This window comes from Rheinheimera riviphila, from assembly GCF_004005945.1.
Lineage (GTDB): Bacteria > Pseudomonadota > Gammaproteobacteria > Enterobacterales > Alteromonadaceae > Pararheinheimera > Pararheinheimera riviphila.
In genome coordinates, this window is the sequence record NZ_SACS01000035.1 from 1 (window position 1) to 17481 (window position 17481).

Consider the following 17481-nt stretch of genomic DNA (forward strand, 5'->3'; position numbering starts at 1 on the left):
AACGCAGCGCTAAAACCCTTGCAACTAATTCTTTAGTTTTAAACTGGAGGAGCAAGTGCTGAGAAGTGCTGAGTGAGAGTGCTGAGGGTCATGAGAGTGCTGAGGGTCAGGTCTTGCTTTTTGCCACAATCCTACTGATCCGTGAATAGTGCAAACCAAAATAATCGCCAAGCTCCTGCAAGGTATAGCTTCCTGACTGATAAGCCACTTGGATCGCTTCATCACGCGTTGCGTATAGACGTTCGTACTCGGTAAGTGGACGTGCCGCTCCACGTCGCTGCTTTTTGGGAATTTCAGATAAGTCATTTTCCGGCGCTTTCAGCAAGGCCAAATGCGTTTTTACAAACTCTTCATTCCCCAAAAACACTTGGTTGGTTAGATTCTCCCACAACTTTACTCCCGTGCCCTGCAGCACGAAATCTGCATATTTCGCCATCGCAGTTTTCCGACTTTTCGCAAACAAGCCAAGCAATGCGTCAGTTGCTAACCAATCCGGAGATACATCCCGACCCATTGCACAGCGCCAACTACTCCAATGCCAATCGTCAAGATTCGCCACCATGTTTGCTCTGACCGGGTTCAGCACGATGTAACGGCTCAGTTCCAGCAGATAAGCGTCTTTATCCACTAGTACGGCTTTGTAGCGCCCTTGAAATAAATGTCCAACCCGTTTGTACTTACGGTTGACCGACTGCGTGTATATACCATTGAGCTGACGCATACCTTTGGTCAGGTTCGCATCAGGCGTTTCCAGCAACAAATGGTAATGATTCGACATCAGGCAATAGGCATGAACAACCCAGTTATATTGCGCGCATACCTGTCCCAGCAGCGTTAAAAATGAGGTAAAGTCGCTGTCTTCAAAATAAATCGGCTTGCGCTCATTACCCCGACTCGTGATGTGGTACAACGCCCCCGCAAATTCCAGTCTTAGTGGTCTTGCCATGTTACTTTTCTGCCGAATTCTAAAATGGTTAAACTTTAGCGCAGTTAGCAGAAAAGGCAAAAAGCAAGACCTGACCCTTGTGGCACAAAAGATGCCGACTGTGCGGTAGATTGTTATTTCTCACTGGTACAGTTTAAGCTAGATGAATATCCAGAACATATTCTACCGGTGATGGAGGAATTGCTGCCATCACTGCACTTTATCCCAACAAATCTGGCGGCTTATAACTTTGACGAAGAAATTTATGGCTCTATCCCAGCTCGTTTAAAGACACTGCTGCAAAGCTACCGTCAATTGTGTCAGCAAACCTAAGCAAACCAGCGCGGTTGAAGCTATATCTGCGGCATTTGTCCCCACAAAGCCGTTTTTATTGGTCGCGGTAGCACGACCTACAAAAAACCAAGCAAAAAAAAACCAAGGGTCAGGTCTTGCTTTTTGCCATCTGAACAGAAAAGGCAAAAAGCAAGACCTGACCCTATCCATTTGCTAGACCTGACCCTATCCATTTGCTACATCTGAACAGAAAAGGCAAAAAGCAAGACCTGACCCTATCCATTTGCTGCTATCCATTTGCTACATCTGAACAGAAAAGGCAAAAAGCAAGACCTGACCCTATCCATTTGCTCGACTTTTCGCAAACAAGCCAAGCAATGCGTCAGTTGCTAACCAATCCAAAAAAGCAAGACCTGACCCTATCCATTTGCTAAGACCTGACCCTATCCATTTGCTATCCATTTGCTGACCGTATCCATTTGACCCTATCCATTCGGCAGTGCAGCAGCTCAGTGTCCAATTCTCTATTGCCAAATCAGGTTAGGAACTTATTCAAGCCCCATTTTTTCTTTTATGGCAACTATCACACTGTTTTTAATAAAAATTTCATTTTCACCAACAATACTATCCCAATCAAAAAATTCGTCTTTGACGAGCATTTTTTCTTCGCAAATCTCCAAATCAGTTTCAGTGGGCGTTATCAGGAATGATTCCCATCGGAACACTCTGGGGAAAAAGGTGTGTTCAGATTCGTAGATTTCAATCACATAATGCCAGGGTACATTGTCATCACGGGATACTTCAAAATCGAATTTAGAAACAAACCTGGATATTCTATAAGTCACTTCATAAATCCTTTTTTAAAGATTATGCCAGAAAAAAAGATGCAGAAGATGCAGGTCTTCTGGGAACCATCCGTTTTAAAAGTGTGCAACCATGCCAATAAAAGCACCTTGAAATTCAAGATCGGTATATAAATTGTTTAAATTTTCGAATTCCATCTTCACCACTCGATAGCCTAAGTTCACATGAAAATCCGCCATTTTGCTTCTCATTAGATCGTAACTTAAGCCAACTTGATAGTCAGAAAATGTATGGTCATCTCTTAATAAAAAATCAGCTTGGGCAAATACACTTAAATTAGTTAACGGCAAACTGATGTTGGTGGCAACATACAACATAGGGTTAATTTCGTCGGTTTTTATTTTACTACTGGAAATTGCAGTATTTCCTGCATCTGTACAAGGGCTGTCAGGAGAAGGATTAGGATCATTACAGCCATCGCCAGAACTTTTTGTTGCCCCAGTAACAGTCACATCAGCATTCAAATCTCTAGCGGTTAATCCCAACTCAAATGAAAATTTTTCTTGATCAAACAATTCATAATAGAAGGTGTAATCGACATAACGAACGTTAAAACTGGCATCAACTTTACCACCAATAGGAAAGGTCTTATCGTTGAAGTCAAACTTTTGCGTTACTGTAGTTTTACCTGAGGTATCAAGTGTGGTAATTGAAATACGTGCGTTCGGGAGGAAAGAAATAGGGTGTTTAACGTCAATAAAGTAGTTAATTTGCTGTTCTTTATTTAAATTAAAATCAATGAGCGTATTTTCTTCACCAAAAATACCACTTGGCTCACTTTGCCAGATTTGGGTGCCCAGATATAAACCAACATCATCACTTGATTTTGGAGTATAAGTGAATTGTGCAGTAGCTGAGGCGGTAAAAGTAAAAAGTGCTGTAAGCGTTGCTGCAAAAGCCGTTTTTATCATCTGTTACTATCCTTATTTACGAAGATGCAGGGGCAGGTCTTCCTATTCCTGACCCTATCCGTCCGGTGGCTAGAAGTAAAGCCACCGCAGATTTTATCCAGTATTGCTGTTTATACCCTTCATCCTTGAAGATTCGGGGTTGTTGGCCGCCTTCACTCACCCCAGTCACTTAGAACTGCTAAGCTCCTGGGGATTCGTTCAGTTGCCGCCTACCCGAATCTTCAATGATTTTGGGTATATTTCAGACCGATTATCTGCGCGCGTAGCAGGATTTCAGCGCGCAGCTGCGTCGGTTTTCGCCGCATCAATACGGCTGCGACGCAACGACAGCACCACCGATGTGCCGATAATCAGCGCAACGACTGCCAGTGATACCGCGACCGGAATTTTGTAAATATCGATCAGCATCATTTTACCGCCGATAAATACCAGCACCAGCGCCAGACCGTATTTCAGCAAACTGAAGCGGTCTGCCATGTCAGCCAGCAAAAAATACATGGCGCGCAGCCCCAGGATCGCAAAGATATTTGACGTCAACACAATGAAGGGATCGGTGGTGATAGCAAAAATAGCCGGAATGGAATCAACAGCAAAAATCACGTCTGAGAATTCCACCAGCACCAACACCAGAAACAGCGGCGTGGCATATCGCACCCAGCGCCCATTCACCTGACGTCGAACGAAGAACTTTTCACCCTCAAGCTGTTCGGTGACTTTAAAGTGTCGGCGGATCCACAGCACCAGCGGGTTGTTGATCAGATCGGGTTGTTTATCGGCCGCCCACCACATTTTAACCCCGGTTAACAGCAGGAAAGCACCAAACACATAGAGGAGCCAGTGGAATTGGGTGATCAGCCAAACGCCGGCGAAAATCATTATCGTGCGTAAGATAATGGCGCCCAGTACCCCCAGCACCAGCACCCGTTTTTGCAATTCTGGTGGAATAGCAAAAACACTGAATATCATCAACCAGACAAAGACGTTATCAATGGCCAGTGATTTTTCAATCAGATAGCCCGTAACATACTCAAGTGTTTTGGCATTGGCGATCTCGACACCAACGGTATCGCGCAAGTACCACCACAGTCCTGCCGCAAATAACATGGATACCGAGATCCAGATCAGCGACCAGATGGCGGCTTCTTTGACAGAGACTTTATGTTGTTTACCGCCGCCGACCACAAACAAGTCGATGGCAAGCATCAGCAGGACCAGACCAAAAAAAACGGTCCAGAGCCAGGGATTGGCTATAGTTTCCATGAATTCACTCCAAACAGGATGTAGGCTGCCGGTTGGACCGGCGTTGTCCGGACCCACACTGGCCGGATGTCCTGTTTGCAGGGGGATCTTTGCCAATGTGGCAAAGGTCTTGCTCATCAGCTAGGCTGACCCGGGTACCGGAAACCTGTTGGTTTCGGAGTGACGATACGCCGGCGAAGAGCTACTCCCCTTTGGGATGGCGTGAATGTAACAAAACCAAAGTAACTTGGTCAACTAGGCATTTTTGCAAAATAACCGGATCGGCCCCCTCCTCCAACTTGCCGTTTCCCTGATTGGCTTTGCAAGTGGTTTTGAGAGTGGCATGGCGCGAAGTCGGTAAACCGGCTTTAAATCCGGTATGGGAGTTAATGGGAGCTGCTCAGACCCAGACACCAAACTGTCATCAATCCATCACCGACAGGTCATCATCTGTCGCTAAGTTCAGGCTTAGCTAGTGCAAAAACAGACTTGGATTAAAGACGAAAGGAACAACGATGCTGCCACAGAAAAAATCACAACTTCGCCGCAACGCCTGCTATCGCCAGCAACTGCTGCAAAGTACACCAGCCAGAGCAACTGCCGCTGAACCCGTAGCAAATCTCAATCACAGCACCTGTCACAACCATCGCCCAGCCTGCATAACGACCTCTACAGGTACAGGCGCCGAATAAAACGCAATTCCCTACACAGACATCCCCCGAATCAATGATTGAAGCCAGATAAATATTTGCTATCATATCCGGCCGCCATTCCTGTCAGATTGCCGGAAATAACCTAAAAATAACTACAAAGGCCCGCAGGCCACAATCTGCTTCAGCCCGAGTGAAACCAGACGATCGCAATCGGCTACAAAACCGATAGATCGTGTTGTAACCAAGCAGTCGAGTTTTTTTGTAAGGAACCCCTGATGGATTCACCCAGTGCGTTAAGTTTAATCCCTCCAGTAGTCGTGATGGCGATTGCCATTTGGCTCAAACGTCCGATTTTGGCCTTAATCATCGGTGCCGTTGTTGGCTTATTGATGTTAAGTCCTGGTCAGTCCCTGAATAATTTTTCCGACATCGCCGTCAACGTGATGAAAGACGAAACTATCGGCTGGTTAATTCTGGTCTGTGGTGGTTTTGGTGCGGTCATCGGACTGTTAATTCACACCGGCGGCGCGTTAGCCTTTGGCCGTTTTGGCGCCAAAGTTGCGACTGGACCACGATCCTCGATGTTTATGTCCTTTATATTGGGCTGCATCATCTTTATCGATGATTACCTCAACGCCTTAACGGTCGGCGAGGCGATGAAAAGGGTCACTGACAAGTACCAGGTTTCACGGCAGAAACTGGCTTATATCGTTGATTCAACAGCCGCTCCGATTTGCGTCATTATCCCGATCTCAACCTGGGCGGTATTTTTTGGCGGTCTGCTGGAAGACAATGATATTGCCGGAAAAGGCCAGGGTATTGCCGTGTATATTCAGGCCATTCCTTATATGTTTTACCCCTGGCTTGCGGTGTTGATGGTGATGCTGGTGACGTTAAAACTGATGCCGGATATTGGCCCAATGAAAAAAGCCGAAGCTGAAACTCAGGCGGGACGTCCTTTTGAATGTGAACTGGCTCCAGATCAATTGCAGCGGGCTGTGGCAGGTCAAAGTACCAGCCATCAGGCTTCACAGCAGATGCAGCATCACACCAGTGATGAATATGCTGTACATTCGATTGAAGAAGAATTTGAAGACAGCAACAAACAAGGCAAAATGCACAACTTTGTAGTGCCGATGCTGATGCTGATTTTCTTCACCATCGTGCTGGGTAAATCATTCAGTGAACCGGATATTCTCAAAGGCATTATCGCCACTCTGGTATTCACCATCATTTATTACAGCGTACAACGCCTGATGAGCATCGGTGAAATGATGGATGTGATGATGAATGGTTTTAAAACCATGTTGCCCGCCATCAGTACCGTCATTGCCGCTTTTATTTTTAAAGACGTCTGCGACAAAATGTTACTGCCACAGTATGTAATTGAAAATTTAAGTCCTTATATGACAGCGCAAATGCTACCGGCACTGGTGTTCCTGGCGATGGCAGTGTTGTCGTTTGCCACCGGTTCATCCTGGGGTATTTTTGCGGTCTCGATTCCGATTGTGATGCCACTGGCACATGCCGTGAATGCAGATATTCCGCTGGTGATTGGCGCGTTATTATCAGCAGCGTCCTTTGGTTCACAAGCCTGTTTCTACAGCGATTCAACGGTGCTGGCGGCGCAAGGCTCAGGGTGTAACCTGATTTCACACGCTGTGACACAACTGCCTTATTGTTTAATAGCTGCAGCGCTGGCCTTTGGTGGTTTTGTGTTATTGGCTTTATAAACAACAGCTGACATCAGGTTGTTGAACAAGGAAGCCAGCGCATTTGTCGCTGGCTTTTTTACATGAAAAACAGGGAATTTCCGTGCGCAGACTGCAATTGATTTCAGCGCTGTTGTTGTTAAACCTTGCGCTACCTGCTTCGGCCAGCCTGAGTAGATTACATCTGAAAAATGGCGATGTGCTGACTGGCACTGTCCAGTCGCAATCTGCCGACACGGTCAGCTTATTGTTACCCTATGCCGGGCTTGTCAGCATCAAGCGCGACGAAATTTTGCAGATCAACGAGCTTGCTGCGGCTGAACTTTTGGCTGAGCCGGCCACAGCCAGCGCGCTTGATGTTGCTGTCATTGCAAACGGCAGCAACAACAAACCCTGGTCGGTCGAATTGGACCTCAGCGCCAGCAACCGTCATGGTCAACAGGACAGCTCAGTATTGAATCTGGTGGTGGCCTTGGATTATAAACACCAGCACTGGCGCACCTCGCTCGATAGTCATTTTGACTATGAACTGAAAGATCAGGCGCGTAAAACCCATCAGTACGATGTCAGCCCCGGCCTCGATTATTTTATCAATCCGCGGTTATTCTGGCGTGGCAGTATCGATTATCACTACAACTATCTGGCCAGCGATTATCGCAACCTCGATTTTAGCACCGGGCCTGGTTACGCGGTCATTCAACAACCAAAGTTGACGCTGGATTTGGTTGCAGCAGTGGGCATCAAAAAAGCCTATTTTCGTGAAGACGGCGAAGTAACGCGGTTTTTATTGTTTGGCGATCAGCTCAACTACAAATTCAGTTCGCTGGAATGGGATTTAAAGTATCAACTACAGCATTGGCCAATTGAGTTTTATAGCGATGGCAACTGGATGCATCTGCTGAATCAGCCGATTGATTTTCTGTATTTCGACCGCGAAGTCACAGCCAATCTGGGTCTGCGCTACAAACTCAGTGATAAAATCCGCTTATCCTGGTCTTATCAATACACTCAGACCGATATCGAATTACGTTTGCCGGGTCTTGAAAACAACTCGCTTGATCTCAAAGACTTCCGCCAAAAACTCAGTATTGGCGCTTCGTTTTAGCAACCAGGCCCCAGCGGCTCAAAACCGAGCCGTCAGTACCACTGCCCGATCGATAAATACAGCTGCTGATTTTGTTCGCTGTATAGGCTTTGCGCCTGGCCGTAACCGAGCAGCACGGTGCCAATTGGGCTGTCCCAGCCTAAAAACACACTACCAGCCCAGACCCAGTCGGCACTGAATGCATTGGCGGCTTGCCAGATACTGTCTTTCACCCAGCCGCGCTCCAGCGAACCGCCAAGATAAAACGGCGACTGGAAAAAGCTAAAGCGGTTTTCATGCATTTTGTACATGTACACCAGGCTGCCGAACTTCAGCGCTGAGCTATACAGATAATTTCTGGGATAACCGGATAAATTCAGCAAGCCACCAAGCGAATATTGCTCGAGCGCGATGTCACCATCGGCCGACTGATAACGCTGCTCCAGCCAACGGCCTTTGAGCCGGTGATCCTGCCAGCTAGTGGCGGCAATTAGTTCCAGCGAGGTATTAATACTGCTGGCTTTGCTGCCACGAAACACATCGTCCAGCCATTGCCGGCTGAGATCCAGTTTAAGTCCACGGCTGGGGAAACTTGGGTGATCCAGACTATCCCATAACAATTTCAGCTCTGGTCCCTGGCGGGTGAAATGCAGATATTTGCTCTGGAAACTGTTGGCAAAGAACGCCGGTAACTGATAGCGGCCGGTTTTATCCAGCCAGGCCGCCGACAGCTGCGCATCATCCGATAAATTCATCCCGGCTCGCAGCGCCAGCACCGTCTCCTGCCGGATAAAATCGCCCAGCGATAAACCTTCGTTGTCTTCGACAATCAGCGTACCCACACTGCGATAAGCTTTGGCTGCGACAAAACTGCCGCTGTTATAAATCGGCCAGTACAATTCACTGCTGAACAGTTTATCGGTGCCAATGGCGACTTCGTTGTACCACTCGGCGCCGTATGGGCTCAGGTTGGTTCTGTTATAAGACGCTGCCAATTGCACCCGGCGATTGCTACTGAAATCGTCGTCCATCAGGAAGTTGAAGTTCAGAAAACCTGGCCCCCAGCTTTTGTCTTCCGCTTCAATCAATAATTCCTGTGAGCCATCTGGCTGCATGCTGAGTTGATGGCGCACCCGCTCAAATTGATCCAGCCCGTACAAACGGTGGATAGCACTGGTGAGTTGATTGGCACTGTAGGTTTCACCTGGGATAATTTGTAGCCGCTCCAACAACACCTCGTCCGCAAGTGCTGATTGATTATGCAAAGTCACTTTAGAAATCTGACTTTGGTTATCCAGCCGTTTGCGCTGCAGTTGTTGCCAGCTGGCGTAACTTTCTGGCCTGGCAAAAGTCGCCAGTTTTGCTTTGTTGGCTTTGGCACTGGCATGACCTGCTTTGATGGCCAGCCCCATTTTTTCAAAACCCAAGGTATCGATGCCGGTGAGCTTTGGTTCTATCAATAAATCGTCGGCGGTCAGTAGCTTTTTTTGCAGTTCAACTTCCTGGCGCACCAAAAAGCTGGTCAGTTGTTCGGTGACGGCAAAGGCCGAATCAAGTTGTGCTTCATCCTGCAGCGGAGCGTCAATCGCCACCGCAATAATGCGGGTAGCGCCTAATTGCCTGGCCACGCTGACCGGTAAATTGTTGGCCACCCCACCATCGACCAGCACTTTGCCGTCGAGCCGCATCGGCTGTACCACACCCGGGATCGACATCGACGCCTGCACCGCCGCCAGTAAACTACCTTGCGCCAATACCACGGTATCTTTATTGCGCAGGTTGGTGGCAATGGCGCGAAACGGGATTGGCAGCTGATCAAAATGCTGATTGGCACTTTGCACGCCATAAGCATGCTGAATAAGTTCGGCCATCGCCTGCCCTAACAACAAACCTTTGGGCATTTTGACGCCGTCAGCGCCAAGGCCAATGTCCAGCCGGATAGCGTAATGATCACGTTGCTGGGTGCGGCGTAGCGGCATTTCATCGCGCGACACTTTGTCGGTAAAACCGGCGCCCCAGTCCAGCGTCTGCAAGATTTTTTCAATCTCATCCGGGCTATAGCCAGAGGCGTACAAGCCACCGACAAAAGCACCAATGCTGGTGCCGACGATCAAATCAATCGGGATTTTCTGGGCTTCCAATTGTCGAATCACCCCAAGGTGCGCGCCGCCACGGGCACCACCGCCACCTAACACTAATGCTGTGCAAGGGCGGTTTTGGATATGTTGGCAAGGGGAAGGGATCGGGGCGGCAAGCAAAGCTGAGCTAAATAACAGGCTCAATAGCGGCAAAACCGAAGTCGCCAGCACTGTCCGTTTTACATCTTTTGTTGGTGCTGTCATCTTGATCGTCCCTGATGGATGTTCACGCCTTATACCCGTCATCCTTGAAGATTCGGGGTTGTTGGCCGCCTTCGCTCACCCCAGCCACTTAGAACTGCTAAGCTCCTGGGCCGGGCTGGCGTTCCAGATTCGTTCAGTTGCCGCCTACCCGAATCTTCAATGATTTTGGGTATAAACAGGGATTATTGTAGCCGGATAGATGGGGTTTTAGCAGCGTTTAGCAGAGATGCGTTTGATTTTATGTTGATTTTAAAAAGCACAAACCCGGTGAGTACCGGGTTTGTTTTTTGCGGCTATGTAAAACACCAGGTGATTTTCAGCGCGTTACTCTTCGTCGTCTTCGAACTCGCCTTCGTCACCTTCAAAGTAGGTGCCCCAGCCGTCATACTCGATGCCGAATTTGCGGGCTAATGCTTCCAGTTTGATTGCATCAGCAGTGATTGCAGCGCCATCCAGCGACTGTTCGCGAATAGCGTCGAACACCCAGGCGTTGCCGCCATCTTCGAATTCGACTTCTTCGGCGTCAGTCACTTCAAAACCAAGTTTAAACACTTCAACCGCTAACTTTTCCAGCTTGGCAAAGTCTTCGTCATAAAAGTGGTGTTCGATGGTGTATTCGGCATCCGGATCGCTGCCATCTTCTAATAATGCGGCGATGGTGTCGTTGGTAAATTCTAGCCAGTTTTCCATTAGGATTTTCCTGAAGCTGCAGAGGTAGCGGCAGTGTAATCGCTCGTTAACTCGCTATCAAGTGCGGCAATTTTTTCTTCCATCATGCTACGCACCTGCTGCGCCACTTCGCGCACCGGAACGGCAAAATCTTCCGGTAATAACGGTGGCATAAATTCGATAATCACTTTGCCATTATTCCAGCGATTGAGCTGAATTTTGCCCTGGGTCTGGCTCATGCAAATCGGCACAATCGGCACTCCGGCTTGCTGGGCGATATGAAAAGCACCGGTTTTGAACGGCAATAAACCACGGCCATAACTGCGGGTGCCTTCCGGGAACACCCAGACCGACACTTTATCTTTTTGAATACGTTCCACCGCCCCCTGCATCGCGCCAACGGCACGGCTTTTGTTGTCACGGTCGATCAGAATATTGCCGCTCAGCCAATACAGCTGGCCAAAAAACGGGATAAATTTCAGGCTCTTTTTGCCAATGGTGACGGTGCCGCTGATTAACGCACCGCTGATGGTGAACAAATCGTAGTTGTTCTGATGATTGGCCACAAACACACAAGGCATGGCCTCTGTGACGGCTGCAGGTTGGCGAATTTCAATCTCAAGACCAAAGATCCAACTGGCTTTGCCATACCATTTTGAGAATAAACCAACATTATCGCGATGAAATGGCCGCACCAGACAAATCAGCAACCCGATGCTGGAAGCGACAATAATGAATAAAATCAACAGCACTAAACGAATTAAGGCAAGCACACTGAACCCTCAGCAATGAAAAAGCCGCTTAGTATAGCGGCTTCTTAATTACACTCTGGTTTGATCTGTCACGATAACCGCGGCATCAGCGGTTATCGTGCAACGAAGCGAGCTGTTTACTCCACTTCACCCACCAGCAATTCATCAATCCGTTGTAAACCACGGGGTAACTTGTTACCACGGCGGCCACGCTCACCAACATAATGGGCTAAGTCGCTGGCTTTAATCGTCATTTTGCGTTTGCCAGCCACCAGCGTAATGCCCGATTCAGCCGGTACCACCGCCAGCAACTTCACGAACTCTTCGCGCGAAGCAGAACGTGCCGATGGAATGCTAATGATTTTATTGCCTTTACCTTTACTGAGCTTCGGAAGTTCCGCAATCGGGAATACCAGCATCCGGCCTTCGTTGGAAATGGCCACCACCTGATCCGTTTCCGGATGTTTAATCGGCAGCGGTGTCAGTACCTTGGCGCCGGTCGGCAACGACAACAGCGTTTTACCGGCTTTATTGCGGCTAAGCAAATCGGCAAAACTGGCGACAAAACCATAACCGGCATCGCTCGCCAACAACAGCTGCTGGCTGTCATCAGCCATCAGCACGTGCTCGAAGTTCTCACCCGCCACCAGCGCAAAACGGCCAGTTAAAGGTTCGCCCTGACCCCGGGCTGAAGGTAAATCATGCGCTTCAGCAGCAAAACTGCGGCCACTGGAATCAATAAAGGCGGCGTATTGATTGCTACGACCAATGGCGGATGATTTAAAACCATCCCCGGCTTTGTATTGCAGGCTGTTGCCATCCACATCGTGGCCTTTGGCACAGCGCACCCAACCTTTGTCTGACAAAATCACCGTCACAGCTTCACTTGGTAACAGTTCTTTTTCACTCAGTGCTTTGGCTTCACCGCGCGAGACGATGGGGCTACGGCGATCATCACCATATTTGAGTGCATCGGCTTCCAGTTCGTCCCGGATAAGTTTCGTCAGCTTTTTCTCTGAGCCTAAAATGCTTTGCAGCTTGTCGCGCTCTTTGGAAAGTTCGTCCAGTTCACCACGGATTTTCATTTCTTCGAGTTTGGCTAAATGCCGTAATTTCAACTCAAGAATGGCTTCGGCCTGGCGTTCGGTAATGCCAAAGTGGGCGATTAACACCGGCTTCGGTTCATCATTTTGGCGGATGATCCGAATGACTTCATCAATATTCAAAAAGGCAATTAATAAACCTTCCAGCACATGAATGCGATCCAGCACTTTATCTAAACGATATTGCAACCGGCGACGCACGGTATCACGGCGGAACAGCAGCCATTCGCTCAAAATTTCCAACAGGTTTTTTACCCGAGGCCGTTGATCCAGACCCAGAATATTCAGATTCACCCGGTAGGATTTTTCCAGATCGGTAGTCGCGAACAAATGCTGCATCAGTTGCTCGACGTCGATGCGATTGGAGCGCGGCACGATGACAATCCGGGTTGGGCTTTCGTGATCGGATTCATCACGTAAATCCGACACCATCGGCAGCTTTTTCGCGTTCATCTGGGCGGCGATTTGCTCCAGCACTTTCGAGCCTGAGGTCTGATGCGGCAATGCAGTAATGATAATGTCGCCGTCTTCCTGGGTATAAATCGCCCGCATCCGCACCGAGCCGCGGCCGGTTTCATAAATACTTTGCAGCTCGTGTTTCGGCGTGATGATTTCGGCATCGGTCGGATAATCCGGGCCTTGCACATACTGCAACAAATCGTTGACGGACGAGGCCGGGTTATCCAGTAAATGGCAGGCAGCTGCGGCAATTTCGCGCACATTATGCGGCGGAATATCAGTCGCCATACCGACGGCTATACCGGTGATGCCGTTCAGCAAAATATGCGGTAACCGTGCTGGTAAGGTTCTGGGTTCTTCCAGTGTGCCGTCAAAGTTTGGTAACCAGTCGACCGTGCCCTGGCCTAATTCGCTCAGCAGTAACTCACTGAATTTAGATAATTTTGCTTCGGTGTAACGCATCGCCGCAAAGGATTTTGGATCATCCGGTGCGCCCCAGTTGCCCTGACCGTCGACCAGCGGGTAACGATAAGAAAACGGTTGTGCCATCAACACCATAGCTTCATAACAAGCGCTGTCGCCATGCGGGTGGAATTTACCTAATACATCACCGACGGTACGGGCAGATTTTTTAAATTTTGCCAGATGCGACAACCCCAGTTCCGACATGGCGTAAATAATCCGCCGTTGCACCGGTTTTAACCCATCACCAATATAGGGCAAGGCCCGGTCCATAATGACGTACATCGAATAATTCAGATACGCGTCTTCAGTAAAACGCCGCAGCGGCAGTTGTTCTTGTCCGTCTGGAGTTAACAGGATTTCAGTCATCTAGGGTCCTACTTAATACGATATACCACAACCTTGTTCAGGCTGAAGGTGGCAAATTTTGTGGCAACTGCGCCCGACGGCGGGTCCATTGCCATAATAATAAAATGAATAACACCAGGCTGGTGCAGGCAAAAATAGCCAGCCACAACCATTGAATTTGCCGATTCCGTTCGATTTCCTGCAGTTTCAGTGCTTGTAATTCGTTGTCTTTTTCCAGCAGCTGATTGCGCGCTTCCTGCCGTTCGGCATCAAAACTCAACCGCAGTTTTTGCACGTCCATATCACGTTTATTGTCTTGTAAATCGATATAAGCCTCAAAGAACTTATCCAGCGTCTGATAGGCTTTTTCATAGTTGCCGGCATCGGCATACAAGCGCGCTCTTAAATCGTCAAAATGCAGCGCATAAAATCGGTCTGAGATGTTTTTACTTTCATCCAGCTGCTCGGCGGCTAAATCGACCTGCTGCATCGCCAGGCTAATTTGCCCTAAACTGCGAAAAATTTTCGCCTTGATAAAATGATGTTCGCTGATCTGAAAAGTCGACTGCAATGACGGCAGATACGTTTCAGCCTTCTCAATATAAGTTATTGCTGCATCAAGCTTTTTCATCCGACGATTGGTATTGGCCAGCCCCATATAAGCGAAATACAAACTGACCGGATCTTCTTGTTCCAGACTGACTTTGAGCATCTGATCAAAAATCGCCAGCGCTTGTTCTTGTTTGTCCAGATAACCATAGGTTGACGCCAGGTTATACCAGACCATCAGTTTACTTTTGGCCCAGCCCAATTTATCGAATAACTTAAAGGACTCTTCCAGAAACTGCTGACCTTCATCTTCCACCGCCAGCATGGTATACATCAGCCCCAATTCGGCCTGCACCAGCGCCAGCATTTCAATGTCATTGAGTTTCACTGCTCTGTCATAAGCTTGCTTGAGCATATCCAGTGCTTTTGGGCTTTCGTTTTCTTCAGACAACATGGCCGCCAGATTGGTCAGGCCCTGGATCATCAGTTTTTCGTTTTGCAGCGATTCGGCAAGCGTCATGCCTTTTTGATAATATTCATTGGCAAGGGCGTATTCGCGCTGCGTTTCCAGTGCAAAACCCATGCTGTACAGCAACTCGACGCGGGTTGGCGTTTTTTGATCCGCCGTCAGCGCCAAACCGCGCTCTGCCAGCGCCATTTGTTCACGGTAACGGCCTAAGACTTCATACATCATCGCCACTTCACTCAGCCACACTGCCTGCACCTCCAGCGGCCAGCGACCAAATTCAGCTTCATATTGTTTTGCCAGCTGCAGCATGGCTTCCGGTTTTTTATATTTATTCTGCTGCACTTCTGCTAACCAAACCGGCAGCACTGGCTCGGTGGCAGCCGATGCCTGGCTTAACCACATCCAGCTACACAGCAGTATGCTATGCCACAATGTTTTGCTGTTCATAAGAATAATAATGCATCCTTGTTGCTTAATTAGTCTGTATTCATCTGTTGCAAAGCAGTATACCCAGAACCGGCTGCAGTCGTACAACTCAGTTCTTTGCGGCGTTTTTTATGCCTTTTTATGCCCTTCTTAGGTGATAAAAGCACCATAAGTTGTCATATAAATGCTCTTTGAATGCCATAGCGCTAATTATCACCAAACTCATGATTATAATACAGTTAAACTGAGCTACTCCGAAACTATTAACCGATATTCATTTTCATGCTAAAACGCACAAATTAACACCATAAATCGTCACAAAATCAGAAAATAACACCATATAACGTCATTTTTTATCCACGTTCAATATGCTTGACCAAAGCAATTCAGCCACAGCCGACTATCTCAAGCCTGTGTTCGGTTTCCCTTCCGATATTAAATAGAGACTCGTGTAGACGCTACTGACAATTGCATTATCCTAAAATATGTCAAGCTGTTTCTTGGACCGTTAGGCAATAAGGAGAGTTTAGTGTTTCAGCCTTATGTTTCAGCAAGCAGCTAATTGCCGACCTCGCTTTATCGCAAAAGGCGTTGTAAGTTGTTATTTGACTCTCCAACATATTCCAACTACTAAAACTCAACAGCCGATCTAGGCTAATTTGTCCTTAGCCAAACTATCATACTGAATTTTTGTTAACTCTGATTCTAAGTAGTCATCGCTCATAAGCTTAATAAAATGGTCCTGAGATTTTTTTGTTTTCAAGACAAATTTATCACCAGCGTCATTCAGCTTTAGGAGTGCAGACAGATATTTATGCTTCTGTGCGAATGCAATTATGTCTTTATTTGCAACCGCTCCCATGACAGGTGAGTTGCGAGACACCTTAGCAAGCTTCCGAGAAAAAGACATATCCTCTCCTTCGACTCGCTCTGCTAGGGGGGCGATGTCTTCAATCAGCGCCATATCTGTAAGTTTTGCTACGCACTTAGCTGCTGAATCCTTGATTACGTCGTGAAACCCTAGGTACGACTCAAGCGTCTTAACATTTTCAACGTAATAAGTATCACCCAACTTCATAAACACGTAACTGGGATCTATCTTCAAAATGTTTGATTCTAGTTCCGAAAGACGATTGTTCGACTTGAACAGGTTCAAGGCACCTTGCTCAGCCTTGAGGACCGCGACTGTGTACTGATGTTTGTAGAGAGTTATTGTCTCGTTATTTCGGCCGGTCAGGACAACAATTATTGCCCTGATATCATCAAAATTACCGTCCCCTACTTGGTACTTAACTGGCGCATTAACGCGAAGCTGTAAAGCCTGATCTAGTAGGTCAAATTCAAGTGGTTTGTCGTCAAAGTCAAACTCATATAACGCATTTTTTCGTTCATCAGCATCTGACAACAGTGGCATCGACAAAGATTCATTATCTACGATCCCTGCCTTTAACTTAGAGACCATACTCGCCTTCAAGCGCACCAAAGCAGCATTATCAACATCCGAATCTTTAATGGTTGCAGCGTCATCAACAAAGAACATTTTAATACCAACACAATCGTCAATAATCGCACTTATCTCATTTTTGAACTGTTCAACTGTCATTCTACCTTCCTTGCAAAACAAACACTTTTTGATAAGAACTTGAAATTTACTTGGTCACCGTCATGCAGCTCACTTTTTGAGATAATGACCATATTTTTATACTGTGCTCCCCTACAACTAGCATCAGTTTTGTAAAGCTTGTAACCGAGCAAAGCCAGCGTAGGGTTAGCGTAATACTTATCGGTTTTAATGAAAATTAATCCAATAACCACCAGCAGCAAGAAGTAGGCAATCGTTTTTCTTGGGCCGTCAAAAGTAAAACCAATGAATGGCAGGATATAAGTGGCTAAAAACACCAAATGTTCATAGCTCTCGCTATTGGACTTTTCTATCTTCATTACGTCCAGAGAACCACCTTTTACTTCATTCTCAAACCGAAAATAGAAGTACAAACCTGCTATCAAGCCCAGTAGCGACAAGATGCTAGAAACATTTTTCAGCACCACGCCTGTCAACGCACTAAAACCTACAAATTGACAACCATCACCAAAACAATAGGGTATATCTAACGTCAAAAATATAATAAAAACGAATAAAATCAGTAGTGAAAGTATGTAGAGTCCAATTTTATCTAAGGTGTTTGAAAGATCCATTCCCACCGCCCCAATAACTGTATA

The 17481-nt window shown here is 47.3% G+C and carries 14 protein-coding genes; 3 read left to right on the plus strand and 11 right to left on the minus strand.

Features of this window, described 5'->3' with window-relative positions; all coding sequences use genetic code 11:
- Window positions 1–106 precede the first annotated feature (106 nt).
- Window positions 107–946, minus strand: coding sequence for a transposase (locus EOE67_RS19515; protein WP_127701134.1), 840 nt, complete (start codon window positions 944–946; stop codon window positions 107–109).
- 171 nt (window positions 947–1117) lie between these two features.
- Between EOE67_RS19515 and EOE67_RS20720 the strand changes: the two genes are divergently transcribed.
- Entirely contained in the window at window positions 1118–1258 is a 141-nt protein-coding gene (locus EOE67_RS20720) for a hypothetical protein (protein ID WP_206099675.1), read from the plus strand.
- Window positions 1259–1767: 509 nt separating this feature from the next.
- On the opposite strand, the gene EOE67_RS19525 is transcribed toward EOE67_RS20720, so the two are convergent.
- The 3 genes from EOE67_RS19525 to EOE67_RS19535 all read right to left on the minus strand — a co-directional run bounded on the left by EOE67_RS19525 (window position 1768) and on the right by EOE67_RS19535 (window position 4254).
- Window positions 1768–2064 (minus strand): hypothetical protein, encoded by a 297-nt coding sequence (locus tag EOE67_RS19525; RefSeq protein WP_127701136.1) that lies wholly within the window; start codon window positions 2062–2064, stop codon window positions 1768–1770.
- A gap of 75 nt (window positions 2065–2139) precedes the next feature.
- The gene (locus EOE67_RS19530; RefSeq protein WP_127701138.1) at window positions 2140–2994 is read right to left on the minus strand and encodes a TIGR04219 family outer membrane beta-barrel protein; all 855 of its coding nucleotides are present in this window, start codon (window positions 2992–2994) and stop codon (window positions 2140–2142) included.
- Between the two features lie 273 nt (window positions 2995–3267).
- Window positions 3268–4254, minus strand: a complete 987-nt coding sequence (locus tag EOE67_RS19535) for a TerC family protein (RefSeq protein ID WP_127701140.1) — start codon at window positions 4252–4254, stop codon at window positions 3268–3270.
- A gap of 907 nt (window positions 4255–5161) precedes the next feature.
- Between EOE67_RS19535 and EOE67_RS19540 the strand changes: the two genes are divergently transcribed.
- Both EOE67_RS19540 and EOE67_RS19545 read left to right on the plus strand, forming a co-directional pair.
- Window positions 5162–6619, plus strand: coding sequence for a Na+/H+ antiporter NhaC family protein (locus tag EOE67_RS19540; RefSeq protein WP_127701142.1), 1458 nt, complete (start codon window positions 5162–5164; stop codon window positions 6617–6619).
- An 82-nt stretch (window positions 6620–6701) separates the two neighbouring features.
- Window positions 6702–7703 carry a DUF481 domain-containing protein gene (locus EOE67_RS19545; RefSeq protein ID WP_164852444.1) on the plus strand — a complete coding sequence of 334 codons (1002 nt, stop codon included), beginning with the start codon at window positions 6702–6704 and terminating at the stop codon, window positions 7701–7703.
- Window positions 7704–7735: 32 nt separating this feature from the next.
- On the opposite strand, the gene EOE67_RS19550 is transcribed toward EOE67_RS19545, so the two are convergent.
- From EOE67_RS19550 to kwaA, 7 genes are all read right to left on the minus strand, one after another.
- Window positions 7736–10024 carry a patatin-like phospholipase family protein gene (locus tag EOE67_RS19550; protein WP_127701146.1) on the minus strand — a complete coding sequence of 763 codons (2289 nt, stop codon included), beginning with the start codon at window positions 10022–10024 and terminating at the stop codon, window positions 7736–7738.
- Between the two features lie 324 nt (window positions 10025–10348).
- Entirely contained in the window at window positions 10349–10714 is a 366-nt protein-coding gene (rraB, locus tag EOE67_RS19555) for a ribonuclease E inhibitor RraB (protein ID WP_127701148.1), read from the minus strand.
- Window positions 10714–11466 carry a 1-acylglycerol-3-phosphate O-acyltransferase gene (locus tag EOE67_RS19560; protein WP_127701150.1) on the minus strand — a complete coding sequence of 251 codons (753 nt, stop codon included), beginning with the start codon at window positions 11464–11466 and terminating at the stop codon, window positions 10714–10716. Before EOE67_RS19560 ends, rraB begins: the two co-directional genes overlap by 1 nt.
- Before the next feature lie 116 nt (window positions 11467–11582).
- On the minus strand, window positions 11583–13838 hold the full coding sequence (parC, locus tag EOE67_RS19565) for a DNA topoisomerase IV subunit A (protein ID WP_127701152.1): 2256 nt from the start codon (window positions 13836–13838) through the stop codon (window positions 11583–11585).
- Between the two features lie 37 nt (window positions 13839–13875).
- Window positions 13876–15282 carry a tetratricopeptide repeat protein gene (locus EOE67_RS19570; protein WP_127701154.1) on the minus strand — a complete coding sequence of 469 codons (1407 nt, stop codon included), beginning with the start codon at window positions 15280–15282 and terminating at the stop codon, window positions 13876–13878.
- A gap of 628 nt (window positions 15283–15910) precedes the next feature.
- Window positions 15911–16864, minus strand: a complete 954-nt coding sequence (gene kwaB, locus EOE67_RS19575; RefSeq protein WP_127701156.1) for an anti-phage protein KwaB — start codon at window positions 16862–16864, stop codon at window positions 15911–15913.
- Window positions 16861–17457, minus strand: coding sequence for an anti-phage protein KwaA (gene kwaA, locus EOE67_RS19580; protein WP_127701158.1), 597 nt, complete (start codon window positions 17455–17457; stop codon window positions 16861–16863). The genes kwaB and kwaA overlap by 4 nt, the downstream gene beginning before the upstream one ends.
- Between the last annotated feature and the right edge of the window lie 24 nt (window positions 17458–17481).